This is a genomic window from Paraburkholderia bryophila, from assembly GCF_013409255.1.
Classification (GTDB): domain Bacteria; phylum Pseudomonadota; class Gammaproteobacteria; order Burkholderiales; family Burkholderiaceae; genus Paraburkholderia.
In genome coordinates this window covers 2,018,335-2,043,829 of sequence record NZ_JACCAS010000002.1, presented here as the reverse complement: position 1 = coordinate 2,043,829, position 25,495 = coordinate 2,018,335, and the positions used below count along the sequence as shown (strand labels likewise).

At 61.3% G+C, this 25,495-nt stretch carries 19 protein-coding genes and 1 riboswitch; of the genes, 3 read left to right on the top strand and 16 right to left on the bottom strand.

Translation table 11 applies throughout. The annotated features are described in order from the left end of the window. Positions 1–11 precede the first annotated feature (11 nt). The 8 genes from GGD40_RS30125 to GGD40_RS30090 all read right to left on the bottom strand — a co-directional run bounded on the left by GGD40_RS30125 (position 12) and on the right by GGD40_RS30090 (position 14,348). Positions 12–4,823 carry an alpha-2-macroglobulin family protein gene (locus GGD40_RS30125; RefSeq protein WP_179746107.1) on the bottom strand — a complete coding sequence of 1,604 codons (4,812 nt, stop codon included), beginning with the start codon at positions 4,821–4,823 and terminating at the stop codon, positions 12–14. Further along, complete coding sequence (locus tag GGD40_RS30120; protein WP_179746106.1) at positions 4,820–5,527, bottom strand: DUF1175 domain-containing protein; 708 nt, start codon at positions 5,525–5,527, stop codon at positions 4,820–4,822. The genes GGD40_RS30125 and GGD40_RS30120 overlap by 4 nt, the downstream gene beginning before the upstream one ends. Beyond that, positions 5,528–7,318 carry a DUF2138 domain-containing protein gene (locus GGD40_RS30115; RefSeq protein WP_179746105.1) on the bottom strand — a complete coding sequence of 597 codons (1,791 nt, stop codon included), beginning with the start codon at positions 7,316–7,318 and terminating at the stop codon, positions 5,528–5,530. Between the two features lie 363 nt (positions 7,319–7,681). Next, positions 7,682–8,878 carry an aminotransferase-like domain-containing protein gene (locus GGD40_RS30110; RefSeq protein ID WP_179746104.1) on the bottom strand — a complete coding sequence of 399 codons (1,197 nt, stop codon included), beginning with the start codon at positions 8,876–8,878 and terminating at the stop codon, positions 7,682–7,684. 199 nt (positions 8,879–9,077) lie between these two features. Next, a complete protein-coding gene (locus GGD40_RS30105) occupies positions 9,078–10,250 on the bottom strand; it encodes an NAD(P)/FAD-dependent oxidoreductase (RefSeq protein WP_179746103.1) in 1,173 nt (390 codons plus the stop codon). A gap of 140 nt (positions 10,251–10,390) precedes the next feature. Continuing rightward, the gene (gene amaB / locus GGD40_RS30100) at positions 10,391–11,890 is read right to left on the bottom strand and encodes an L-piperidine-6-carboxylate dehydrogenase (RefSeq protein ID WP_179746102.1); all 1,500 of its coding nucleotides are present in this window, start codon (positions 11,888–11,890) and stop codon (positions 10,391–10,393) included. A gap of 252 nt (positions 11,891–12,142) precedes the next feature. Next, on the bottom strand, positions 12,143–12,991 hold the full coding sequence (locus GGD40_RS30095; protein ID WP_179746101.1) for an FAS1-like dehydratase domain-containing protein: 849 nt from the start codon (positions 12,989–12,991) through the stop codon (positions 12,143–12,145). A 199-nt stretch (positions 12,992–13,190) separates the two neighbouring features. Further along, positions 13,191–14,348 (bottom strand): beta-glucosidase, encoded by a 1,158-nt coding sequence (locus tag GGD40_RS30090; protein ID WP_373565425.1) that lies wholly within the window; start codon positions 14,346–14,348, stop codon positions 13,191–13,193. Positions 14,349–15,055: 707 nt separating this feature from the next. Here GGD40_RS30090 and GGD40_RS30085 point away from each other — a divergent pair. Continuing rightward, positions 15,056–15,361, top strand: coding sequence for a hypothetical protein (locus tag GGD40_RS30085; RefSeq protein ID WP_179746100.1), 306 nt, complete (start codon positions 15,056–15,058; stop codon positions 15,359–15,361). Between the two features lie 76 nt (positions 15,362–15,437). Further along, positions 15,438–17,411 (top strand): FUSC family protein, encoded by a 1,974-nt coding sequence (locus tag GGD40_RS30080; RefSeq protein WP_179746099.1) that lies wholly within the window; start codon positions 15,438–15,440, stop codon positions 17,409–17,411. A 360-nt stretch (positions 17,412–17,771) separates the two neighbouring features. Here the strand turns inward: GGD40_RS30080 and GGD40_RS30075 are convergent, their stop codons facing one another. The 6 genes from GGD40_RS30075 to GGD40_RS30050 all read right to left on the bottom strand — a co-directional run bounded on the left by GGD40_RS30075 (position 17,772) and on the right by GGD40_RS30050 (position 23,008). Beyond that, positions 17,772–18,032: a hypothetical protein gene (locus GGD40_RS30075; RefSeq protein WP_179746098.1), complete on the bottom strand. Its 261-nt coding sequence runs from the start codon at positions 18,030–18,032 to the stop codon at positions 17,772–17,774. Next, positions 18,022–18,315 (bottom strand): hypothetical protein, encoded by a 294-nt coding sequence (locus GGD40_RS30070; RefSeq protein WP_179746097.1) that lies wholly within the window; start codon positions 18,313–18,315, stop codon positions 18,022–18,024. The genes GGD40_RS30075 and GGD40_RS30070 overlap by 11 nt, the downstream gene beginning before the upstream one ends. Beyond that, entirely contained in the window at positions 18,315–20,702 is a 2,388-nt protein-coding gene (locus GGD40_RS30065) for a DUF6531 domain-containing protein (RefSeq protein WP_257030621.1), read from the bottom strand. The genes GGD40_RS30070 and GGD40_RS30065 overlap by 1 nt, the downstream gene beginning before the upstream one ends. A gap of 369 nt (positions 20,703–21,071) precedes the next feature. Next, positions 21,072–21,512 (bottom strand): hypothetical protein, encoded by a 441-nt coding sequence (locus GGD40_RS30060; protein ID WP_179746096.1) that lies wholly within the window; start codon positions 21,510–21,512, stop codon positions 21,072–21,074. A gap of 529 nt (positions 21,513–22,041) precedes the next feature. Then, entirely contained in the window at positions 22,042–22,773 is a 732-nt protein-coding gene (locus GGD40_RS30055; RefSeq protein ID WP_179746095.1) for a CbtA family protein, read from the bottom strand. A gap of 13 nt (positions 22,774–22,786) precedes the next feature. Next, positions 22,787–23,008, bottom strand: a complete 222-nt coding sequence (locus GGD40_RS30050) for a CbtB domain-containing protein (RefSeq protein ID WP_035561350.1) — start codon at positions 23,006–23,008, stop codon at positions 22,787–22,789. Then, a riboswitch (cobalamin riboswitch) is annotated at positions 22,995–23,196 on the bottom strand. Its footprint overlaps the gene before it by 14 nt. 62 nt (positions 23,197–23,258) lie before the next feature. On the opposite strand from GGD40_RS30050, the gene GGD40_RS30045 reads away from it, so the two are divergent. After that, complete coding sequence (locus GGD40_RS30045) at positions 23,259–23,861, top strand: histidine phosphatase family protein (RefSeq protein ID WP_179746094.1); 603 nt, start codon at positions 23,259–23,261, stop codon at positions 23,859–23,861. A 47-nt stretch (positions 23,862–23,908) separates the two neighbouring features. Here GGD40_RS30045 and GGD40_RS30040 read toward each other — a convergent pair whose 3' ends face one another. Both GGD40_RS30040 and GGD40_RS30035 read right to left on the bottom strand, forming a co-directional pair. Beyond that, a complete protein-coding gene (locus GGD40_RS30040; RefSeq protein ID WP_179746093.1) occupies positions 23,909–24,364 on the bottom strand; it encodes a hypothetical protein in 456 nt (151 codons plus the stop codon). A 94-nt stretch (positions 24,365–24,458) separates the two neighbouring features. Next, positions 24,459–25,475 (bottom strand): alpha/beta hydrolase, encoded by a 1,017-nt coding sequence (locus GGD40_RS30035; RefSeq protein WP_179746092.1) that lies wholly within the window; start codon positions 25,473–25,475, stop codon positions 24,459–24,461. Positions 25,476–25,495: the final 20 nt, after the last annotated feature.

Here is a 25,495-nt window from a genome sequence, read left to right as displayed (position 1 = left end):
CGCTCACTCGCTTACTCGATGCGCAGCGTGTTCACGCGATCGCTCTTGCCGCCTTCGAACGCCTTCGCGTCCGGCTGATACATGCGGAAGTAGCGCGCGGGCGGCAACGCGAACGTGCCCGGCAACGCGAAGCGCACCAGTTGCCGCAACGTGACCGGACGGTCGAGCAAGGGCACCGGCTGGTGATACGCCAGCTCACCCATCTCGTACGACGCGGCGCGCGCGAACGGCTGCGGACCACTCACGCCTTCCTTCTCGCCCGGCAGACCGTCGATCGACACGCCCCAGCTAGTCGCTTCGACATCGCCACCCGGCGGCAGCGGCACGTCCAGCAAACCGTAGTGGTAGGCATTGCCGGAGCGCGGCGTGAGCGTGACTTCGTCGACGTACAGCGCGTTGCTGTCGATCGCGTCGCCCGACTTCACGCGCTTCGCGGTGAACGTCGCGCGGCCCAACTGGCTCTCGGCGCTTTCGCCCTTCTTCGGATCGGCCTTCACTTCCAGCGGTTCGAGCTTGTAGAAATGACGCTCGATCGTGATGTTCAGGCGGCTGTCCTCGCTGGTGTGACTGCGGAACGAGACCAGCGCGTTGACGTCGGTCCGCGCCGCGCCGGCGTCGAGCGTGGTCGGCAGACTCACGCTGCTCCACTTCCACAGCGGCGTGCCGGTCGGCGTCGTGGCGCGCGTCCAGCCCGCGCCTTGCAGCGACGGCAGCGTGCCCACCGGCGCATCGCCGCCGAGACCCTTGCGCAGCCACAACAGCGTCAGCGCACGGTCGAGCGTCGGGTAATCGGCGCTGCTTTTCGCCAGCAAGGCTGACGTATCCACCGCCGCGCCACTATCGCCACCGGTCATCACGAGCAGGCTTTGCACCAGCGGCGTCTGATCGTTCGTCAACGCGGTACGCGCGGCGTTCGCGGCGGCATCGAAACCCTCCGGCAGTTGCGCGTTCGTGCCGCGCGCCATCGAAGCGATCAGCAACATCGCCATCTGCTTGCCGCGCGGCGAATCGGCTTGCGCGAATACGACGCTGTCCGATGCGCCATACGCCGGGCCTTTGTTTGCGCTGGCAGGCGCATTGGCGGTTGCCGCTGCATCGCTCAACAGATCCGACGCGACGCCCGACACCGGCGTAGCGACCGGCAAGCCCATCTGCTGCATGAACCACAACGCCAGCGCACGATGCAACAGTGGTTCCTTCGCACCTGCATCGCGATACACGTCCATCGCGTGTTGCCAGTTGTCGGCGGGCAGGCTGATGCCGAGGCTGCGGCTCGCAAGCCAGTCCGCGTAATACGCGTAGGCGGTGATCAGCGCGCTGCCGCCCGTGGTGTCGCCCCACCAGCCGAACGTACCGCCGACACCCGCCAGCATCGCCAGACGCTGCCGCTGATTGCGCAGCAGCGCTTCGAGCCCCTGCGTCGAACTCGCGTTATCGCCGTGGCCGATCGCATCATGCGCGAGTGCCAGCGGAATCAGGCGGCTCGAGGTCTGTTCGGCGCATCCGTACGGATAGTTGATCAGATCGTCGGCGACGCGCATGAACTGGCTCGCCGCGCTGCCGATAAAGCGCACGCTAATGTCTTGCGCGTCTTGCGGCAGATCGAGCGGCTTGTTCGAGCCGTCCAACGCGACCGTGTTCTGATGCAGATCGAGCCAGCCGCTTGCGTCGAGATGAATCGTGGTCTGCAAGCGGTCCACGTCTTTCCCGTCACGGCGCAAGGTCGCGTTGATCACGCCGGCCTTCAGCGCGCCGCTCGGCAAGCGCAGATAGTTCGCGCCGCGCTTGAGCGTGACCTTCTGATTCAGCGAGAGACCGCCGCCGTCCACCAGCCACTGCGCGTCCATGTCCGCGTCCGTCTGGTTGAAGGCGATCATGTCGACGGTCGGCTGATCGTTCAGGCGGAAATGCGACGGCCCGCTCCACTTCAGGTACAGCGCCTTGTCCGAACGCACGTACGCGGTACGCTGACCGACCATGCCGTCCGGCGCCGCCGCGCGCACCGTAATGCGCCAGCGCGCGAGCGAATCCGGCATCTTGAAGGTCATCGTGGCGTGACCGTTCGCGTCGGTTTTCAGGTTGCCTTCCCACGCGGCCGTGTCCTGATCGTCGCGGCGCGGCCGTTCGAGCACCTTCACGCCGCGCTCGTTGTAGTTCGCACGTTGCGGGCCGCCCGGCGCGCCCTTCAGCGGCGCACGCGCGAGGTCGTACGTAATGAACGACAGGCTCGACGAGGTCCGCACGTTATTGCGGCGCGGGTGATAGAAAAAGTCGACGATATTCGGCGCGATTTCCGGCTGCAACACGTAGACCATTTCATCGACCACGCTGACCGTCAGGTTCGCCGCTTCCGGCTTGCCGTTCAACGTGCTGTCGAAGTTCAGCGTGACCGTGTCGCCCGGGCCATACACCGGCTTGTCGCTCTTCACGTTCAGCTCGATCTGCGGCTGCGCGACGACAATGCCCGCGTTCTGGAACACGAATTCACCGGCATGCACGTACAGCACCGAGAACGTCATGTTCGGCGCGAACTCTGCGCCGACCTTGATGCGCGCCTTCCATTGCGACGGCGCGACACGTTGCAGTTGCAACCAGTCGCCGCCCGCTGACAGCAGCGCGCGATGTTCGACGTTGTCGCGTTCGAGCGTCAACAACGCGTCGTCGACCGGCATCGGGAACGTGATCAGCGCCTCGGCGGTGTCGCCGATCTTGTACTTGTCGCGATCGAACACGATTTCGACGCTGCCCGGAATCGCTTTCAACCCGTCGCCTGCCACCCAATGGCTCGCGGCGGCGAGCAGATTGCCCTGGTCGTCTTTGACCGACAGCATGTACGAACCGGGTTCGTCGAACTGCACCGGGAACGACAGCGTGCCGCCTGCGGCGGTGCCCTTCAACGCGCCTTCGCCATGCGTTTGCGATTCGAGGCGCGTCCATTCCCACTTGGACGGCGCATGCGACGCGGGGTCGAGCGTACCGAGCGCCTGCAGGTCGAAGTTGACCGCTTCTTTAGGCTGCGAGAACGACTTCGCGGTCGTCAAACGATACGGCGTGGCGCCGCGCGCGATCAGTACTTCGCGCGTCACGCGCACCTTATAGGCCGCACCGTCCTGAGCGAACAGCGTCAGCGCGTAGCGGCTCGGTTCCTTCGCGGCCGGCAGCGTGAGACTCGCGTTGCCGTCGCTATCCGTCTTCAACTCCTGCTGTTCGAGCTTGACCGGAAAGAGCCCCGCGTAACGCAATTCACCGTCGACGATCGTGACCTTCTGCGCACGCAACGTGACCGAGACCTTGCTGTTCGCCACCGGTTTGCCGTCGGGGTAACGCAACTGGATCTTGCCCTTCAACGGCTCGCCGGTCGCGTAGTCGGCCTTGTCCATCGACAGGTTCACGTCGAAATGCGGCTTCACGTATTCGGCGACGCGGAACGCGCTGCCGTAGACATCGCCGTTGTAATCGAAACGCAGCGTGTAGCCGCCGGCGGTGGCGTCGGCGGGCAGCGTGAACGCGGTGTCCGCGCCGGTATCCGACGCGAAATGCACCTTGCTGGTCGCCACCGGTGCGCCGTTCGGATCGAGCACGTCGAGCTTGATGTCGGCTTCGGCAGGCGCGGTGGATTGCGTCGCGTTCTGGAACGTCCGGCCGATAAACTTCACATGCACCGGATCGCCGGGCCGATACATCGGCCGGTCGGTCACGGCGTAGATCTTCGTGTTGTAGATCTCGCTGTCGTAGTAGAAATTCTCGGAGACGAACACACCGCCCTGCGGATCGGCGCCGAGCACATAACTGCGCTCGGGGCTCACGTGTTGCAGCATCAGCGCGCCGTCGTTGCCGGTCGTGCCGCTTTGCAAAACGCCGACGCCGTCGGTCCAGCTCACGTCCGTATTCGCGACCGGCTTGCCGTTATCGCGCCGCGTGGTCCACACCAGCATGCCGCTCGACGCCGCTTTCACGACCGCGACGGTGTCCGACACGAACAGCAGCGTATGCGCGCGATAGTTGCCGATCACGGCCTCGACGATATACAGCCCCGGCGGCAGCTTGCCGACCGGAATCATCACGTTGCCCGAACTGGCTTCGATAAAGTTGCTGCTACTGCCTTCCAGATTCACGCCCTTGGGCGGCTCGATCACTTTCGCGTCCCAGATCGGGTAGCGGAAGCGCGCGACGATGTCATAGCCCTTCAGCGGCGCGAATTGCGCGTTCGGCTCGAACTGCGTCGCCTTACCGGTCTGCTCGCCGAGCTTGAATTGCGGCGCCGCTTCGGTCGCCTTGCTGCGCGTCGCGAACGACAACACCCGCTGCCATGCGCGGCGTGCTTCGGTGAACCAGCGGTCCCACAGATACGCGAGCGTATTCGCGAGTCCTTCGCCCTGGTAATTCGGCGCAACGTTCAGCCGATGCAGATTCTTTTGCGCCTTCAGAAAGTCGAGCGGCTTGGCCACGCGATACACGACGATGTCCGCGCCGCCATACGCCTGCAGCGCGTCCTTGTACTCGCGGCCGGGCGCTTCCAACCGCACCTGCGCCAGTTGATCGCTACCGAAGCTCGCGTCCGAGAGCAGGAAGAACGGCTGGCCGTCGATCTTCTGCGAACTGAAGTTGCTGATCGGTGCGGCCTGCAAGGTGGGATTCGCGGCGATGCTGGCATCGGCGGCGCTGGCTGCCGACGCGCTGTCGTCGGCATAAGCGGACGGTGCGAGCGCCAGGGTCATGGCGGCAAACAGGGCGGCCAGCGTGACGACCGCGCGGCTGCGCACGCCACTGCGCACGCGATTCAACCAACCATTCGATGGCATGACGGAGTTCATTCGGTTCATGGTGTCAAAAAGTCCAAACGAAACACGCCAACGAAATTCGGATTGCCGTCGAGCGGCTGCCAGCGGGAATCTTTCCATTGCATCAGGTCGGAAACGGCGACGGCGCGCAGACCGGTATCGGTCGGCGTGACGGTGCCTGTGTGATAAGCGATGTAGCGATCCAGCCAGATCATCAGATGCTGGTCGTCGCCCTGGTCGAAGAACAGCAGGTCGCCGGGCAGCGCCTGGTTGACGTCCTTCGAGACAAAACGGCTGTTGCTTTGAATCAGTGCAATCGCCGACGCGTACGCGCCGGTCGAGCCGTCGAGTTGCGTCCAGCGATTGGCGAGCGTGCGCTGCGATGCGGACAGTTGCAGCTCGGGCGGCAGGCTGCCGGTGTCCGCGAGACTGGTCATGCCGTTGGCGCGCAGCCAGCGGGTGTCGTGCGATTTAAGCGTCTCGCCGACCGCGAAGCGCACGAGGCCCGCGCAATCGCGTTGCGTCCAGCGCGGCGTAGGACCGCGACGCATTTGCTGATCGACGATCCGCACGAACCATGCGCGGAAGGCGGCGGATTGTTGCGGCGAAAGCGCGTCGGGATCGGGCGAGGCGGTCGTGCTGCTGAGCGCGCGTGCATAGGGCGCAAGGCCGCTCAGCACGAGTGCCGAGGCCGTGCGCGCGAGCCACGCGCGACGCGACGCGCTGGGGACGCGAAGTGAGCGCACTTAATCGCCCTCGGTGCCGGGCTGATCCGCCGGCGCATCCGTTGCGCTCGTGTCCGCCGCTGCGCCGCCCTTCGCACGATCGAACCACCATTCGACCGGCACCCAGCCCGTCGAACCCGGCAGATTCTGCGGCAAGCTCAACGAAACCGGCGGGTAATGCGCGAGTGCATGCAGCTTCGGCACGAGATGCGTGCGCGACGCATTGCGGAACACCGCTTCCTGATCGGCCGGCAACGCGGCGCCGGCTTCGCGCTCGATCAACGCGGCGGCGGACGAAGGCGTCAGCGTCAGAATCGTGCGCGGCAGACGCTGCGGTGCGAGCGTGTCGGCCAGCGCCGGGTAGCGCTTGTCGAGCACCGCGAGCGTGTCGTCGACGAGACGGCCGTCGGGCGAGAAGATCAGATAGCCGTGCGCCAGCGCGAGCGTCACCGGGAAATAGCGTTCCGCCGACAACTGCGACGCGAACGACGCCTTGCTCGTCAACGCCGTCCCCGCATTCGCGCTCACCGGGCGTTGCCACACAGTGACGTCGGCGCCCTGATCGTGCGTGGTGACCGGCAGGCGCTGATAGCCCGAATCGCTGCCGTCCGCTTTGGCCGCCTTCGCTTCATACGCACCGATCACGTTGCCGAAGGTCTTGCCGAGCGCGGTCTTCAGGGCGGCGATGCTGGCCGCGTCCTGCGTCTTCACCCGCGCGACGAACACCGGCGCGACCAGCGTGGACTTCGCGTACCAGCACACCGCCGCCGGACCAGCAAGCTGGTCGCCGATCGCGGCCGCGTTGTCCTCGCCGCCGTCGGCGACCTTGCCCAACAGACCCGACGCTTCCTTCCAGTCCACCGGCAAACTCGTACACGCCGCGGCATTGGCCGGCAGCGCGCGCCACAAGTCGGTGCTGTTCCACTGTTGCGGCAACTTGCCCGGCTCGATCAGCGCCGAGGTTTGCCAGCTCGCGGCCGCATTGCCGTTCGACGAGAAATCGAACCGCAGCGCGTCGATGCCCGAGAAAAACGCCTGATAACCGAACGACAGATAATTCGCCGACACTACCAGCCGGTGGCCCTTCGGCGCGTCGCCCGGTGCGTCGAGGCGGTAGGCGCTCGACGCGTCGTCGCGGCCCGACGACAGCATCTCCGACACCGCGTCGCCGCGCTCGCCGAGCACGCCGCCCTTCTGATCGAGCAGCACGCCAGGCGCGGACATCACCACGAGGCGATCGTCTTTGGTCGCGAACAGCAGCGTGCGGCCCACCGCCAGTTTCAACGCGTAGACCGGTACGTCGCCGGAGAGCTTGGCGACCTGGCTCAGTTGCGCGTCGCTCGCGGCGACGTTCGCGTAGCCTTGCAGCAGCTTGGCGAGCCCGTTGCGATGCATGGACATCACCCAGTAGCCGAGGCGACCGTCGGGCGAGCGCCACAGCAGCACATGCGCGGGCTCGTCGAACACGCGGCGGATCAGTTCGTCGCGCCAATCCAGTTGATGCTCGAACGCGAGACGCCGCAGCGCGCCCTCGGCGGACAGCCGCGTGTTGTTCGATTCGTAATAGTCGACGAAGTCTTGCGTCAGCACGTCATGCAATAGCGGCACGCGCAGGATGTCGCGCGGTAAGCGTGACAATGCTTCGCTGTCGATCACCGCATCGGGATGATGAATGTCGAGAACGACTTCGCTATTTTCGGCCCCGGTGGCTTTGCGATGCCCGAATGGACGCCACACCGCCTGAATGATCACGCCGGCCACGACCAGAAGACCGACTACCAGGATTGCAATCTTTTTGCGCGACATCTTCATCTGATTTCTTCTGGTTCGATGCGACGGTATTAACTTGGATGTCCGGCGAATTAAGCCAACCGGATCAATCGCCGAAGGCAGCGATCATAACCGATATTTTTTACAGAAAACCAGTGGTGCTTTGTATCTTTCTATTTAACAGTCTGCCATGAGTCCGCCATGTTTCAGGAGTTTGACGGAAAGGCGCGCGCAATTCATTAAGATATTCTAAGACGCATACATGCGCGGCGGGAAATCGGTTTCCATGCTAAATCGCGGAGATTTAGGTCCCACATAAAAAAACCCGGCTTTGCATACGCTGCTCGCCGGGTTATTTCAAGTATTGACCTTACTGCTTTTCTGTGAATACCGCGTTGGTCGCCGTCAAACGCGATCGAGCGCCTGCTTCATTCTCTGCACGCCGGTTTCGATATCGGCGACGCCCGGCGCGGCGAATGACAGGCGCAGCGCGGCCTGATCGATATTGTCCTTATAAAACGCGACGCCCGGCACGAACATCACGTTCCGTTCGATACAGGCATGCAGATAATCCGTCGCATTCTGGTCGCCCTTTAATCGCGCCCACACGAACATGCCGCCGGCGGGACGATGCAAGGCGATGTGCTCCGCCAGATGCGTTTCCAACGCGTCGCACAACGTGCGGCATTTCACGGCATAAGCCTCGACGATTCGCGGCAAGTGGCGTTCCAACGCACCCTGCGCGAGATACTCCGCGGCGATGGCCTGGGTCCATGGCGAGCTGCATAGATCGACGGTCTGTTTGGCGACCACGCAGCGTCGCAAGATCTCCGCGTGCGCGATCATCCAGCCCACGCGCAAACCCGGCGCGACGATTTTCGACAGGCTGGAAAAATGGACCACCCAGTCGCGCGAACCCGGCACCTGAGCGCTCAAGGCGAGCAGCGATGGCAATGCGGCGCCGCTGAAACGCAGGTCGCCATAGGGGTCGTCTTCGACGATCAGGAAACGGTAGCGCGCCGCCAGTTTCAACAATGCCGTGCGGCGCTCGAGCGATAAGGTCGCGCCGGTCGGATTCGCGAAGGTCGGCACCGTATACAGCAGCTTCGGCGCGCGACGCAGCGTGCCGGCTTCGAGCAGCGTGGCGAGCGCGGCGACGTCGAGGCCGTCGTGATCGACGGGCACCGTCACCACGTCGGCCTCTTGCAGTTTCAGCGCCTGCAAGGTCGCCGGGTAAGCGGGTTGTTCGACCAGCACCACGTCGCCGGGCGCGACCATCACGCGCAGCAACAGATCGAAGCCTTGCTGCGAACCGGTCGTCACGAGCAGGTCCTGCGGCGCGCACGGCGTGCCGCGACGCGTCATCAGGCTGGCGAGTTGTTCCTTGAGGACCGGCAGACCGTCGGTCGGGCCGTATTGCAGACACAGCGTGGTCTGTTGCGACGCACGCGCCGCCGCGGCGTCGAGCCCTTCACGATCGAACAGATCGCCGGCCGGATAGCCGCCGGCAAACGAAATCATGCCGGGCTGCGCCAGATACTTGAATAGTTCGCGGATCGGCGAACCGGTGGGCGCTTCGAAGGCGGGAGTGAATGCGAACATGGTGACGGGCCGTGGGTTTTGGTGGCTGGTTTTCTGGCTGGTTTTTCGGCTCGTTTGCCGACTCGTTTGCCGAGGAAAGAACCGCGTCGATTGTGGCCGTCGTCCGAATGCGCGGCAAACGAGTTCTACGCACCATGTATTGCGCTTTCTGCATCAACTCGTCGCCGCATTACCTGCGGTGCGTCATCCATGCGTGGCGTTACACCACGTTCTTTTCCACAATCGGCCGGTTTTCCAGCACCCGCGTGAAACTCAGCGAACCCAGATCCAGCGACGTATAACGGCCATGCAAAATCAGTTCGCTAATGCCGCGCCCGGTTGCCGGACCTTGTTGCAAGCCGTGACCGCTAAAGCCATTAGCGAAAATACAGTTATCGACGTCGGGGTGATAGCCAATAATCGCGTTCTGATCGAGCACGTTGTATTCGTAGTAACCGGACCAGCAATTCTGCACACGCAGCGCTTCGAATTGCGGCACGCGGTGCGCGAGCGTCGGCCAGATTACGTCGTCGAATAGCGCGTGATCGACTTCGTCGAGTGGCAGATCGTCCGGATCGTTTTCCGGCGAAGGCGAGGTGCCGCAGATAAACGATTTGCCTTCGGGGCGAAAATACACGCCACTCGGATCGATCAGCAACGGACACCGTTCCAGTTGCCCCGGCGACGTGACGTTGAAAATGCTGCGTCGGCGCGCATACACCGGAATGTCGATGCCAACCATTTCCGCCACGCGCCGCGACCATGCGCCTGCGGCGTTCACGACCACGTCGCACGGATAGGTTTCGCCGTTCGCGGTTTGCACTTGCGTGACGCGTTTGCCGTCGCGATGAATCGCGGTGACGTCTGCCGCCACATAGCGCGCGCCGAGCGATTGGGCTTTTTTACGCAGTGCCTGCACGAGACCGTAGCCGTCGAACCAGCCCTCGCCGCTTTCGCCATAGGCGCCGGCCACGAGGTCTTCTGTATTGAGCCACGGAAAGCGCGCTTGTAACGCGATCCGGTCGAGCAGACTGATATCGGCGCCGAGACTTTTTTGCAGCGCGTGGTTTTCACGCAGCGTCGTATCACCAGCCGGTGTCGCGAGAAACAGATAGCCGCCTTCGTGCAGATCGATAGACGGTTTCGCGCCGTCGATCTCGAGCCGCTCGCCAATAGAGCGCAGAAACTCGATGCCGAACAGCGACATCTGAATAGATAGCGGTGTGGAGAATTGCTGACGGATCGACGCCGCGGATAACGCCGACGAAGAGCGCGCGTAAGTCGGATCGCGTTCGATCACCGTCACGCTGACTGTCGGATCGGACAGCCGCAAGAAATACGCAATCGAGCTGCCGATTACCCCACCGCCGACGATAACGACTTTGGAACTCACGTCTTACTCCACGAGTAACGTGGCCGCTCTGCAACGCCGGGCGGCGCAAACGGATTGCTGAATGAGGTCGTACAAAGATAAAGCGGCAGCGGCGCGCGAATGCGCCGCTGCTTTCACTGATTGCGCTCAGTATTGCCGAATCAGTCGATATTGAAATCGATGCCCTGCGCGAGCGGCAATGCCGACGAGTAGTTCACGGTGTTGGTCGCGCGGCGCATGTAGGCCTTCCACGAGTCCGAACCCGATTCTCGGCCGCCGCCGGTTTCCTTTTCGCCGCCGAATGCGCCGCCGATTTCCGCGCCGCTCGGTCCGATATTGACGTTGGCGATACCGCAGTCGCTGCCCGCGTCCGACAGGAAACGTTCCGCTTCGCGCAGATCGGTCGTGAACACGCACGACGACAAACCATGCACGGCCGCGTTATTCGCTTCGACCGCCTCCGCGAAATCCGAGTAGCGCAGCACGTACAGAATCGGCGCGAAGGTTTCCTTCAGCACCACCGACGTTTGCGACGGCATCTCGACAATTGCCGGACGCACGTAGTAGCCGCCTTCGTAACCCTTCACTTCGACGCGCTCGCCGCCGAACACCTTGCCGCCTTCTGCCGTGGCCTGCTGCAACGCTTCCTGCATGCGTGCGTACGACTGCTTGTCGATCAGCGGCCCCATCAGCGTGCCCTTTTCGAGCGGATTGCCGAGCGGCACCTTGCTGTACAACTGCTGCAGACGTTCGATGGTTTTGTCATACACGCTTTCGTGCACGAACAGACGGCGCAGCGACGTGCAACGCTGCCCCGCCGTGCCCACCGCCGAGAACAGAATGCCGCGCATGGCGAGTTCGTGATCCGCCGTTTGCGTGACGATGCCCGCATTGTTGCCGCCGAGTTCGAGCAGCGAGCGGCCGAAGCGCTTGGCCACTTCCACGCCGACCGTGCGGCCCATTTCCGTGCTGCCCGTCGCGCTGACGATCGACGCGCGCGGGTCCGCCACCAGCTTCGCGCCGACGTCGCGGCCGCCGTTGATCAAGGCGGTCAGGCCGGCCGGCGCGTCGCCGAATTCCTGCAGTGCTTCGATCAGAATCTGATTGACGGCGAGCGCGGTGAGCGGCGTCTTTTCCGACGGCTTCCAGATCACCGCGTTGCCGCAGACCAGCGCGAGCGCCGCATTCCACGACCACACGGCGGCCGGGAAATTGAATGCCGAGATCACCACGCAGGTGCCCATGGGATGCCACGTTTCCGCCATGCGATGGCCCGGACGCTCCGACGCAATCGTCAGGCCGTACAACTGGCGCGACAGACCGACCGCGAAATCGCAGATGTCGATCATTTCCTGCACTTCGCCCATGCCTTCCTGGAGGATCTTGCCGGTTTCGAGCGTGATGATGCTGCCGAGCGCGTGCTTCTTTTCGCGCAGACGGTTGCCGAGCAGACGCACCAGTTCGCCGCGACGCGGCGCCGGCACGTTGCGCCAGGCGGTGTACGCGGTTTGCGCCTGGGCGAGGGCCGTGTCGACTTCCGCCACCGTGTTGCTGGCCACGCGGCCAATGAGCTCGCCGGTAATCGGCGAATGAACCGCGATGTCGCCGGCTTGCGCCGCTTGGGCAATGCCGAGGTCGGCGAGGATGGTGGAAGCGTCCATGAGAATCCCTTTAATTTCCGATGCGAAACAAGAGTAAGTTCGGAAACTATACACGCGGGATTTTATGGCGGCAAGCGTATTTGCCCGGGGCGGATCGTGGAAAAACCCGCTCAGGCTTGCCAGGCATGAATGGCGTGCATAATTCGCGCACCGCTTGCTGGGCGTGCGGTGAGCGCGCGGGCTCGGCCGCCCGCGCACCTGAAAAGCCCCTGCGCCGTCACATTCGTTTCTTATTGGAAATATGCTCGGGTTTCAGGCGAGCGCGGCCATCGCGCGCATGATCAGATAGCCTTCGTGGTCTTTGGCCCACAGCTCGATCGTCTTGCCGTCGGCGGCGAGCTTGCCGCATACCGTCAAGGGCTGGCCGGCGAAAGCCGGGCGCAGCGCCTTGAAGGCAAAGCTTTGCAACGCCGTATCCGCGTCCGGCACTTCGCGGCGCACCAGATCCACCAGCAGCGTCGCGATCAACGGGCCATGCACGATCAGGCCGGGATAGCCTTCCACCTCCGTCACGTACGGATAGTCGTAGTGAATGCGATGGCCGTTGAAGGTCAGCGCCGAGTAGCGGAACAGCAGGACCGCGTCGGTGTCGATCGTGCGGCGCCACGTTTCGCCCTCCGGTGCGAGCGCCGCTTTGGGCGAATGCCCGCCCGCCTCGGGTGCGTCGCGATAGACGATGTCGTGCTCCTCCTCCAGCTTCAGTTCGCCACCGGCTTCGATCGTGTGCTGCACCGTGACGAACACGAGCCGGCCGGAGCGGCCCGTCTTGTCTTCGATATTGGCAATGGTCGATGTGCGCGTGGCACGCTCCCCCACTTTGAGCGGCGCATGAAACGTCAGACGCCCGCCGGCCCACATGCGACGCTGCAACGGCACCGGCGGCAGAAAACCGCCGCGCTCGGGATGACCGTCCGGCCCGACCCTGGAAAGCGGCGCGGCGTCCAGAAAGTACAGCCAATGCCACAGCGGCGGCACGGTGATGCCACGCTCCTCGCAGTCGAGCGTGGCGGCCATCGCCGTGAGCGGAAAGGCGGTGATGTCGTCTTTGACGACGACTTCCTTGAACAGCCAGTCGTCGAGTTTCTGTGGGGAGTCGGACATGCGATGAATCTCCGGGTACACCGTATTGGTGCTGAACGAAGACCCTACTATGAACGATGCGGCAAGCTGGGCAAAGCCGGCATTGGAACGAAAGAGCAGGGCCGGCGTGCGCCGCGACAGACAAGGCTCGCAAAGAGCCTCGTTTCACCTCGGCAATTGTCGCCGCATTTCCGTCAACCTGACTGCGACGTGACAATACCTACTGCGCTGCGATGACCGATTTCAACGTCGCGTAACGCGGCTTCTGCACTTGACTCCCAGTCAACAGTCCAAACGTTCCACTCTGGTCATCGTAGAGTTCGTACCAGTTAAAGCCAATGACGTTGTAAGTGGATTTAGCCGCGACAAGTTCAGGGATCGTTTTCGCGATATACGCCTGTGCCTGTGCCTCGGTGTTGTTTTGGCCAACACCGATTTCCGTGAAAACGATCGGCAGGTTGTAGCTCGATTTCAGCCGCGCGGGCACGTTGTAGGTTCCCGTAGTGCCGGTCACATTCTCGAAGTCCCCGCCGTTCGAGTACCAGTGCCATTGAAGAACGTCGGGCGTGATTCGGGGATGGCCGGTCGATCCATCCGGTTGGGTCCCCGTCATCAGGCCATCGAGAAAACCGAAATGCAACCCGCCCGATGTCGCGTTCGCGATGAGCTTCGTGACGTGCCCGGTATCGACTGAACGCCAGCCGTCCAGGGAGCCTCGTAGCGAGCCGCGCCAGATTGGAAACGTGGCGTTGTCGAAATTGGAAATGCTTACGCCGTCGCCCACGACCGGTGCGTTGTGGGTATCGATATCCTCCTCATTGCCGAACTCGGCCATGGGAATACCTGCGAGTTTGGTCGCGGCATAGGCCGCGAGGCTGTATGCGTATGCATAAGCACTTGCCTCGGTCGGGGGTTGTCCGTTTAGCGAAGGATCATTCCAGGGGTAGGCCTCAATCATCGGCAGGACCGTCACGTTTGGGCCGAGCGCCGGAATCACTGTAGACACGAGGAGATCCACCTGCGAAGGTATCCAGACGTCCTGCCGATAGGTTCGAACACCCAGATCCGCAAGGGCTGCCGCCTGGGTGGCAAGTGCGACGGACTCGTATATGCCGCCCTGCATGTAATGCCCGTTCATCCCAAAGAAAGGTTGCGCCAATGGAGTCGCCGACGCGGTGGCTGTCGACGGCTGCGTCGTTTGAGTCGTTGACGTGCTCGTGGTGGACACCGTTGGCGTTGTCGTCAGCGGGAAGGTGGCCGGTGTCTGTGCGGGCCCCGGGACCGACCCGGCCACGCCATTGGTAGCGCTACTGGTAGTGCCGCTGGTAGTGCCACCACCTCCTCCTCCACCACACCCGGCCAGAGAGAGGCCAAGCAGAATCGGGACAATAGAGATACTCGGGCGAGCGGTGAGCGTGGACGTGCCTAAACACGCCGACGCTCCTGCGAAAACATTCATGGGTTGAGTTCCAGTGGAAGAACAGTGCGGTTCAGAAGGAACCGCAGTGAATAGTGCGAAGGAATTTCTTCCAACGACATGAGACCAGCGGAGTCGATGCGGCTCCAGTCAGAATGACATCCTTGCGTGGGAACTCCCGGACCTGCAACAGCGAATATTGACCAAGTCCATACAACTAAATGACGATTTCTCGAGCATAAATATTTCTTACACGTAAGGCACGGAATTGTTAATTGTTAATTGTTAATTGCACGGTGATATGTAATTAATAATACACTCCTGAATAAATAGAGATTGTTTCGATGTGTAACGAAACAGGTATTTCTTGAACTCAAATTGTTAAATCGCCGAGCGGGGGACGGAGGGGCAACAGCATGTCCAGTTGAGCATCTAGCATTGTCTCGTCTGTCACGATCATGCCGCATTCGAAGAGCACTTCTTCGATGTCGCGCAAGCTCAACTAAAAGCGAAAGTACTAACGCATAAGGTCAAGCGCTTTGTTCCATTGCTACAAGTGAAAGCTAAAGAAATGGCCGACGAAATTCATTGCTGCACACACAACGAACGTCGGGATAAACAATGAGAACCCGTCGTCGATCCGTGCCCTCGTTCTCATTGCGCTCAATGTGAGCGGCGCGCTCGAGGCAATCTGCTCGCCCGAAATCGAGAGCCTGCGTGTGCAACTGAAGGAAGCGGAAAAGATCGGTGATTTTCCACGATGTCACCTGACGCGACGCGGTGCTGCGCTGCCGCAAAAATTCGACAAGCGTCATTTTGTCAAAGTATCATCCGGGAAAACCCGAACCCACTGGATGCGCTGCGCCACCGTTTGCAGCGTCTTCCGGCGTGTCTGTTCGGGTGTTATCGCCCGTCGTCGGACGGGGCTATTGGCCGGTGATCCCGGCATGACAGCCCAGTTCGGCGATACGTAGGTGGCGGGCCGCGTGCCCGCCCTGTCGCAATCGGCCAAAAGCCGGAGGCGGCCATTTAGCCTGGATATCATCGATCATGATTGCTGCCGCGTTTTCGCGCGTCGCCGACCGTCTGCTAGCCGCGGACCCGGGACTCGTCCGCCTCCATAACGCGTTGCGCGTTGCGCTTGCCTGCCTGCTGACCGGCGTGGCCGGCATCGCGTGGACCGTGTCTCACCATCAGCCCATCACCCTCGCCGCGCCCGGCGTCCTCTTCGCGATGGTCGCACCGCTGTTCGTGCGCGACGCGCGACGGTCCGCGTGGTTCGGCACCCTTTTCTGGCTTTATCTGGGCTCATGCGCGTGTTTTGCTGCGGCGAGCGTGCTGAGCCGCTATCCGCTCGCCGGCGATGCGGGTTTTCTCGTCGTGATGTTCGTCGGCATGCTTTGCCAGGCGTGCGGTCCGCGCGCGTTGGGTTGCGCGATGCTCGGTGTGGTGTGCTTCTACCTGGGCTTGTATCTGCATCCTTCGATGCAGCACCTCGTGCAGTCGCTGTTGTTGTCTGTGTTGGGTCCGGTGATGGTGACGCTGGTCGGCCGTGTACTGGTGCCGACGCGGGTCTCGGCGAGTTTCCGGCTGGCTGTGCATACGGTTACGTTGCGTGCGGCGCGTCTGCTGCATGCGCCGGGAGCGGCGAATCTTTCGTCGTTGAATGAAGCGGCGCTGTCGCTCGAAGAGCAACTGGCACTGCTGAATCCGCCGGATGCCGAGACGGTTCGCGAGCGGATCGTGGAAGTGGAAGTGGCGGCTGGGCAGCATGCGTTTGTTGCGGGGCCGGCTTCGGGTGGCATGCAGGCGAGCGCGGAGGTGTTGCGGCACGCGATTGGGCGGCTTAGGGAGATGGCGCAGCGAGGACGTGCGGGAAGTGAGGCGGGGTTGCCTTCAGGCGTTGATGTTGATGCTGATGCCGATGTTCGCGTTGCTGCGTCCACGGCGCAGCGTTTCGCCGATTTGCGCGCCAAGCTCTGCTGGCTACCCGCCACGCGCGCCACGACCGCCGCGTTTCTCGCGATGCTGATCGGTCACTCGCTGTCTCCCGAGCGCTGGTTCTGGGCAGTGATCACGACGTTCGTCGTGTTCCTCGGCACACGGTCGCGCGCCGATACCGTGTATCGCGGCGCACAGCGGCTCGTGGGAACGCTGGCCGGTGCGTTGGTCAGCGTGCTGCTGGTTGCGCCGTTGCATGGGTCGCCCGGGTTGCTGGTGGCGGCGATGGTGTTGTGCGTTTTCGGCTGGGCTTACTTCATTCTGAATGCGTACGCGCCGGGCGTGTTTTTTATCACCGTGCTCGTTGGGCTGGTTTATGGCGAGCTGGGCTTCGCGATGGGACCGTTGGCCGAGCTGCGGATCGAAGAGGTGCTGGTGGGGTGTCTCGTCTCGTTCGCGGTCGCGATGTTGATGATGCCGCTTGCGGCGACGCGGCATGTGGAGACGAGACTTGGGACGGTGCTTGCGGCTTTGCGGGAGGTGGTGCGGGTGGCGGGTTATTCGCGGGCTCATGGTCACGGTACTGCGGATGGGGCTGCGAATGCGACTTTGGATGCGACTTCGGCGATGCGGAAGCTCGATCGTAGTTGGCATGATCTGCGGGTTGCGTTGAAGCCGTTGCAAACGCAACGCGTTGTGGTGTGGAATCCCGATGTTGAGTTGGCTACCGGTTCGCTGCTGTGCTGTCTGCATTGGGCGCGGGTGTTGAGTGATTCGACGCGGCGCGGTGATGCGGTGTCAGAAGGTGTTGCGCTTAACGCGGCGGAAGTTGGAGCGGCGCACGTGGAATCGATCGTGGCGCGGCTCGATTCGTTGATTGCGCGGTATAGCGGCGAGGGTTCTGCGCTGGGTGGGTTGGAAAAACGCGAGGCGTCGGTTGCAGCTGTCGATGTCGATCCGGATGCGGCGCCGGCGCTCGCTCAACTCGACGGCGCGGTCGCGCAGTTGTTCGATCGGTTGACCCAGCCAGCCTCGCAAACTCGGCGGATGTTCAATTGGACGTTTAGAAGTCGGAGCGTTTAACGGCGACTGGCTGGCGTTGTCGTCCTGCAAGAAAGTTGTCCACAGAAAATGTTTGCAAGGCTGTGGATAACGTTCCGGCAACAGGGGCAAGTCGTTGATGGGGTTGGGTTTTGTGGCGGAGGTGCGGTGGTGGGCCTGGGGGGTTGCGGGTTCAGTGCTTCGCTCGCACTGCCCGCTCCTGCTCAACCCCACGCCTCGCTCCTGGCAGTGGCTAACACGACGAAGTAAGTCTGTCCGATAAGCGGGCAATCTCCTGTGCGATTTCCGGGCATCCATTGCCCGAGGGCCGGTAAAGACAGGCCCTCGGGCGAGGAGCGGTCACCGTCCCGAGTGACGGCGACACGAATTGCGACGCTACGGTCAATCGATCGGATGCTGCGTGGCCGTCATGTACGACTTGATGGCCGGCTGACCCAGCGATATTAGATTCAGCATCGCGACTCCGAGTCGACGCGCGAACTCGTCGTCAAGCCTGAAATCGAAGTCGTCCAACGGGATCGGCGCCTTGAACGCTCCCACCAAGAGCGGAGCCAATTTGGCCGGATCAACTAACTGCACATTGAGCCGTTGAGTGTCCTCGTCGTAGTTGAGAACTATCGAACGCAGTCGATCAATCACCATCTTTCCCGTCCTCAGTGTGCGATCTATCGACCGGGTACTGCGAAACGCTTAGGTACGGTTTGATCGAAGGCTGACCCAACGCGATGGTATTTAGCATTCCAATTCCAAGCTGTCGGGCAAATTCGTCGTCAAGTTTGAAATCGTCCTCATCAGCCATAACCACGCCCATCCTCCCCGCGACAAGCGGGGCGAGTTTTCTCGGATCGACGGTATGCACGATTAACTGTTGCAGATCCTCGTTATAAGTCAGCACGACTGCATAGGGCGGATGTTGTTTGGCCATCAATAACCTCTGCAGGCTTGGTATCTAGCGAATGCGTCAGCTCTACACTTCGCGAGAAAGCGAACTCCTCGCGGGCCAGCAAGCGTAGTGCACATATCCTGATCGTACTCAAATTCATCGTGGCACAATTGCTCCCGGCCTTCCCGTCCGCTACATTTAACCATTCCTCCACCACTTCCAGCCCCAAAGATGGCGCCGTAGAGTGTCGACCTCTTCGCGGAACTGGTCAGGTCGGGCACGAGGGCAAGGTACGGAACCTGCGACTGATCACTCGACATCAGTTCACTTGTCTCGCCCCACTTCAAGAGTCTATCGCTTATTGCATCGCTAAAGAGCTTCTCCGTCAGCGTGGCCTTCCAAGTCATATAGCACTCGACACAGGGCTTCGGAGCGAAGGCGTCGGCTTCGGACTTGATCCCTGTGAGACTGGCGGCCGGTGAAACAGGCTCATTGCCCAGCTCCCAGTTGCTGAGCCAAATATCGAGCTCTGCATCACTGATGAACTGCGGAGCACCGCCATTCGTGGCGACCATCGCTTTACGCGTCGATACGGTGCCATCCGCTGCGTAGCCGTAATCAACGGCGAGATACCGCGCCAACCCACCGTTGGCGACGCTAGCCTTCTCGTTGTACTGAAATGACGATACCCGCCCACGCACGTCATAAGCGATGCTTGCCTGACCGCCAATACCTGCTATCTGCGTCGCGCGATTCGCGGCGTCGCGGCCGAGCGTTCGCATCTCCCAACCTGAGACGGCATCCCGCGTCAATGCGATATTGCCTCTCACGTCATAGGCGTAAGTCCAGTCTTCAGTCTTTTTACCGTCGCGAACAACCGCAGCCGACAGAAGGCGTCCTGCCTGGTCGTAACGCGCACCAACCGTCAACTGGCTGCCCGTGCCTACCGCCTGCATCCCGAGTTCGCCGGTCAGGTCCGTCGTCTCACGCTCCGCGTAGCCTGTAACGTTCCCGCCCGAGTCATAAACAAACGCACGGATCTTGTTAGGTGTCGCGACCAGATGCGGATGCAACGAGTCGTCGTCGTTGTACTCGACCGTCGTTACCGTTTTCTTCCCTGAAACCGTCGCAATGGCTTTTGTCGGTCGATTGGCGCTATCCCATGTGTACTGGGTGGATCCATCGGGAGTCTGTCTCTGCTTCAGGTTTCCTGCCGCATCCCACGTGCGCGAGACAGTGCCTTCTGGCGTATCAATCGAACGGGGACGCAACGTGGCCAGATCATCAAACGCGTAAGTACTTGTGCCCGACACATCGCTGACCATTGTCCTGGCGCGACCGTAACTCAACGACGTATTTCGCCGGGTGTCGGGGTGTGTGACCGACACAGCGCGTCCGCTGGCATCGTAAGTCCACGTCACTATCCGCGAACCGGACTCGTCCTTTACTCCCGTCAACGCATTGGCGAAACGAGCATCCTCGTACAGGTACTGCCGAACATAGCCGTCTGGTCCGGTCACCGAAACAAGATTGCCATTCACGTCGTACGCGTATCGCGTGGTATTGCCCAACGGATTAATCAGGCTCGATACCCGATCGTTATTGTCGTATGTCAAACTGATCGACAATCCCCGCTGTGACGTACGATCGATCGGACTCTCGCCGATCATCGCCACCCGCTGCTTATCGTCATACACGACCTCGCGACGCATTCCCGTACGAGTCGTTTCGAATTGGAACTGACCCGTGGTGCCCGAGTACATCTCCGTCGTACCGAGCAACTGGTTCTTCAAATAGTAATTTCCGTCGGCGGCTTGGGTCAGCGAGATCCCGCTATTTCCCGCAACGATCCACGCGTCGCCGCTCCAATTGAACGTCAGCGGTTGCTGGTTTCCTCGATAGACGACAATGTGAGGTACGCTCGCTTTCGCCCCGATCAGGTCGATCCTTCGTTGCCAATTGTTGACCCAGTTACGCCCCATCAGCATCTGCGTAGTGTCATAAGGCTTCGAAAGATACGTGCGCCTGAAAACAAGTGGCGATGCATCACCGCTCGCAAAATCAGCTTCGGACAGCATGACAATGCCTTTTGCCGGCAGCACCGGATCCGCCACCGGACATGACTCGTCGGACTGCGGTGGTACCGGCACGCCACCGCAATAGTCATTTATCCAACCTGATGCATTCGGACAGTTGTAGTAATTTATCGAGTTATACGGATCGTCATCGCCTCTCGACATAGGCGATGTTCCCGCGACCTGGATCGCACAAATCGGACTTCCGGGAATCCCGAGAGACTTCTGATAGATCTGCATGCACTGCTCGTAAGTCGCCGCATTGGCGGAAGCGCCAAACATCAGCAAGCAGGATGCGGTGGATAGACGGACAAGTCCGCTTTTCAAGCTCCTATTGAATTTCCACGCTTTCATGTTTCTCCTTTAGTTTTTTTCGGTCGATGACGGCCGTCACAACTTTTAAGGAGATTGGAATAAACGCCTATCCGACAATTCCTAAATACAAAGCATGGTTGCAATTGAGCGTGTTTTCCTGCCGGACGCCTACGTGATATGTAGGAATGTGAGAACCAAACCGTCAGCAAATTCCACGATCAAAATGGTGTCGCGCAAAGGCACGACGCCACCTCGATCAAATCACGGGCAACTTGCAGAGAATATGATTGAAGGTCGAATCCAGGCTCGAGCCTGGTCGGTGCGCCATCCAGCGATGGCGCGTCGGATTCGCGTCACCGCGTCCTGACGAATGGATTCACAGAACGACGCCCGGATTGGCGAAGACGTCTAGGGGAGCTTACGGTGAGGAGGAAGATCAGATTCCTTGAAGACGTGTCGTAAGTCTGCTCCTCCGATGCGTTTTCCCGCTTCCATGATCATGAGACCGTCACCCGGTTCCGGGTACTTAACAAGCGCCTCTCCATCAAGACGATCGATGTCGAGGGAGTGCAAGACATAACCAGAGCGCGTTTCGATGACGTACGCATAGATGAGCACGGACACTCCCTCATCGATTGCGATCAGATCACGAGCCAATGTTGTGTAACCGCCACCAGGCAAACGATCCTCGTGACTGATCGCCAGGCAGTAGGGCACATTGACCTCACGAACCGTACACGTTTCTATTTGAGCTCTCCAACGGGGTAAATATTTTTCATAGAGCGATTCGTTCACAGTGAGAAGAAATTCAAGTAATTTCAGTTCGTGATTCGCGAAAGGTCGTTGCATAGTTCACCTACTCCAGAATGCGATATGGATGGCGCAAGTCCACGCCACTGCCTCCCTTACATTGCTCGACAATCATCAATCTAGCGCCGGGCTCGGGATAGTCGACAAGCGGTTCACCATCCAATCTATCTACATTGAACACATCGATGACGAGATCCGTTCGTGTCTTTCATCGTCATCCTTATTGGTTGTACTTGTATGCAGCACAAGCACGCTATAAGGAACTCAGCGACGAGAGGATCTGAAAATTCTCAACCTTGTATTTCTATTTTCACCAACTACAGCGCGCTTCTATCAGCGCCTACACGAAGCGTAGGAAATCAAGAAAGGACAAGTCATCCGAAAACCCCAAACGCAAAAAAGCGAGGCCGCCGCACACCGTCATTCGACCGTGCCCAGCGCCTCGCCTTTAAAACTTATCCCCAGATTTTGTTTGCAAGCCTGTGGATAACCTTCCTACAACCGCAGCAACTCCTTGATCGGACTACCTTCTCAAGCGCTGCGCACGGCACACCAGCATCAGCAAAAACTAAACCGCCGCCCGCCCAATCGGGCGCACAAACGCGCTCCGCTCGACCAACGCGCCGAACAGCAGCCCAATGGTGGTCCACATAATGACCTGCATCCCGATCGCGGCAACGCGGAACTTCCACAACAGCACCGCCGGAAACGCCGCCGGCACTTCATTGATCACCGGCATGGAAAGCTGCACAGCGCCAATAATCACGACGAACACCACACCCGCCACAATCGAGCCATTCCACGTACCGAGTTGCACGGCCAACCGGCGCCGCACCTTCAACGAAAACACCATCGCCGCCAGCGAAATCGCGATCATCAAAAAGAACAACCCGGTACGCGCGCCGATCGTTTCAGGGTCGCCGACCGACGGCGGATTCGCTGGATACTTGATATTGGGCACGATCACAATCGTAATGAACGCGCCGAGCGCAAGCCATGCGGACAACGCCCGCGCACTCACCACGCCGACACGTCCATAGGCAAACGCGAACACTAGCGAAAACAACCCGCCAATCGCCGCGCCATACGTCACCACGCCGGTCAGCAAACCCAGGCCCGCCTGCGTCTCACGGCTGACGATTTCCGGCTCAGGGGCTTCGCCCTTCGCGGCATCGGCTTTTTCTTCGAAGGAAATCGCCTGATCGACCTGCGGCTCGCCCACCACTTTGGCGAAGCTGAACGTGAGTAACCCTGCGGCGATGCCTGCCAGCATCCCGCGCACCAACAATTTACCGACCATGTTCAATGCTCCGTTAGTGGCAAGGAAAGCCGAGCAGATGGCGGCCGTCGTGCACGAACTCATGCACGTACATGCCGGGCACCAGCGAGGTAGCACCCTCTTCCGCACCAACGAAGTAAATAGCGAGCAGCAACAGCAAGCCGCCGAATACGATCCACGGCAGCAACTCGCGCAATGGAATCGGCGTGGGCTGAGCAACAGCCGGATTGCCGGAATTGAGAACAGCTTCAGTCATGACGGACATCTCCTGGGGTAACGCGCCCCGATAGTCGATTACAGAGGAAGTGCGCAAAGCTCAGGTCTGGCTTTTGGCAGGAGATGCCAATTACAGTGGCGCGACCGCGCCGGGCTTTCACCGGCTTCTGAGCTTCGCAGTGCCGCTATTCTACGCGTTAAACTCCGGCCTTCGGCAATGCAAAACTAACGCGCGAGTGCATGGCGTCGGTGCCAGCGCCGGGTGCAGGGAAACGTAAGGAACCAACGGTATGGAAATTCGGCTATTACTGATTAGCCACGCCTCGACTGCCGCTATGCGTGCAGGCCGTTTTCCCGCCGCCGACCCACTTGCTCCACTCGACCCACGCGGTCTCGCCGAAATCCAGGCCGCGCGTTCGTCTCTGCCGATCCTCGACGATGCAACCGGCATCATCAGCCCTGCCGGCTGCGCGCGCGAAACAGCCTCGGCCTTGGGCCTGACGGCGACAGTCGACGCGCACTTGGCGGACCTGAACTATGGCAGTTGGCACGGCCGACGCCTCGCCGACCTCATGACCGAAGCGCCGCAAGAACTCGCCGCCTGGACCCGCGACCCGGACGCCGCGCCACACGGGGGCGAGTCGTTCAGCCAACTCGTAATGCGGACAGGGGAATGGCTGGAAACGCTAATCGAACGGACAAGCCACACATCCCAGGCCAACGAGATACACAACGTGGTCGCCGTCACGCACGCACCGGTGCTGCGGGCAGCGATCGTATCCGTGCTCGGCGCTTCGCCCGCGGTGTTTCCACGCATCGAGATCGCGCCGCTTTCGGTGATCGAATTGCGCTGCTCGCGACGTGGCTGGACCTGGTGGCCGGCGTCGCGCTAGCCACCGCGCTTCCGCTCAAAAGGAAACACGCCGTCTACCCAAGCCGATCATTTGCCCGACACAACCAGCCGCAACTTGTTCGAGCCCGTCGGCGCGAGCGTGATCTCGGTCCGTTTGCCCGGCGCACCGACATAAAAGTGCTGACGTGCAGGCGAATTCTGATTGTGCGTCGCCTCGGGCAAACAGGAAGCGACATCGGCCGCGACGGCTTGCAACGCATCCGCGTTCGAGCCCGCGTCGTGGTGCGGCGTCCACATACATTGGTAGCTGCCGTGACCGGCTGAACATTGGGCGTCGTCGCCGTAGGGTTGGGCAACGCCTTTGCCGTCGTCGGGTGTCAGCGAGGACAAGCCGCCCGGCGCGGCCGCCACGATGCGTTTGAGCGCCGCGCAGGGGCTGGGGGCATCGTCGGCATAGGCATTACTGCACGGCAAAACGACGCCCAGCCATGCAGATAACGATGCAGCGGCGAGCGCGGCGGGGAAATGTCGGGTTCTGTTCATGTCGCGTGGTCCTTCGAGAAGTGGGAGCACCAACGCGATCAGGAGTAGCACGGCGCATGCCTATCAAGGCTCGATCAAAATCCCATCGCCCCCATCACGCTGCATCACCGAACAACGCCGCGCGCCCTTGCGGCGACGCAAAAATCCCCTTGGCGTCATGCCCGACACCGTCGATCACCAACGTGCGATGCGCCGCCAGCCCTTGCGGATGCCGCAACGCCATATAGCGCGCGTAAGCGAGTCCGCGCCCCAACCGATGCTCTCCTTGCGTCAACGCCGCACAGGACCGGTCGAGTGCCGGATGCTGCGGATCGCAATCCGCGCCGCCCAGCAGCACCGTGACATCACGCTGCGCATAGCGCGCTTCGAGCAACGCCGCTGCGTCGCCTTCATCGCCCTCTCCATTTGCATACGCGGGCAAATCCTCAAGCCCATACTTCCAGCGATTAAACGACGGACACGCGGCCGCATCGAACATCGCGAATTCACCCGACGCCGCCGGCCGCATCGCATCGAAATACACATACGACGATGGATTCGCCACCACATAGCGCAGCGCAATACCACGCGCCGTGAGCGGCGCATCGCCACGCGCGACCACCGCGTAACGTTGCACCACCTGGCCACCGCCCGAATGCCCCGCGATCACCACCTCGGTCAACGACGCAAACTGCTCGCGCGCGGCGAGCGTGTGCAGAATGGCGTCGAGCACATCGAACGAACTGAGCGGCGCGGGCCCGACGGCGTTGTCGCCGCCCATCCAGCCGATCCAGTCCCAATGCAACGTGGAAGGCGGCACGGCGTGCGCCTCCACGTCGGCGCTGGCGAGAAACTGCGGCACGATCAGCAGCGTGTCGTCCGCGCTGCCGCCGGCCAGTTCGCAGGCGCGCTGCGCCAGATCGAAGTACGTATCGCCGTTGCGCAAACGTCCATGAATCAGAATCACCGCGCGCCGCACATCGCGCGTCGGCGCAAGCCAGTCGCCGTTCGTGAAGACCGGCACCGTGCCGCTGCCGGCCAGCGTCGTGACATTCAGATGGCGGCTCGCCACCACCGCGACCGGGCGTTCATTCGGCGCGCGTTCGTCGTCCGTGTTTAAAAACTGGGTCATGCAATAAGCTCGTGGTTAAT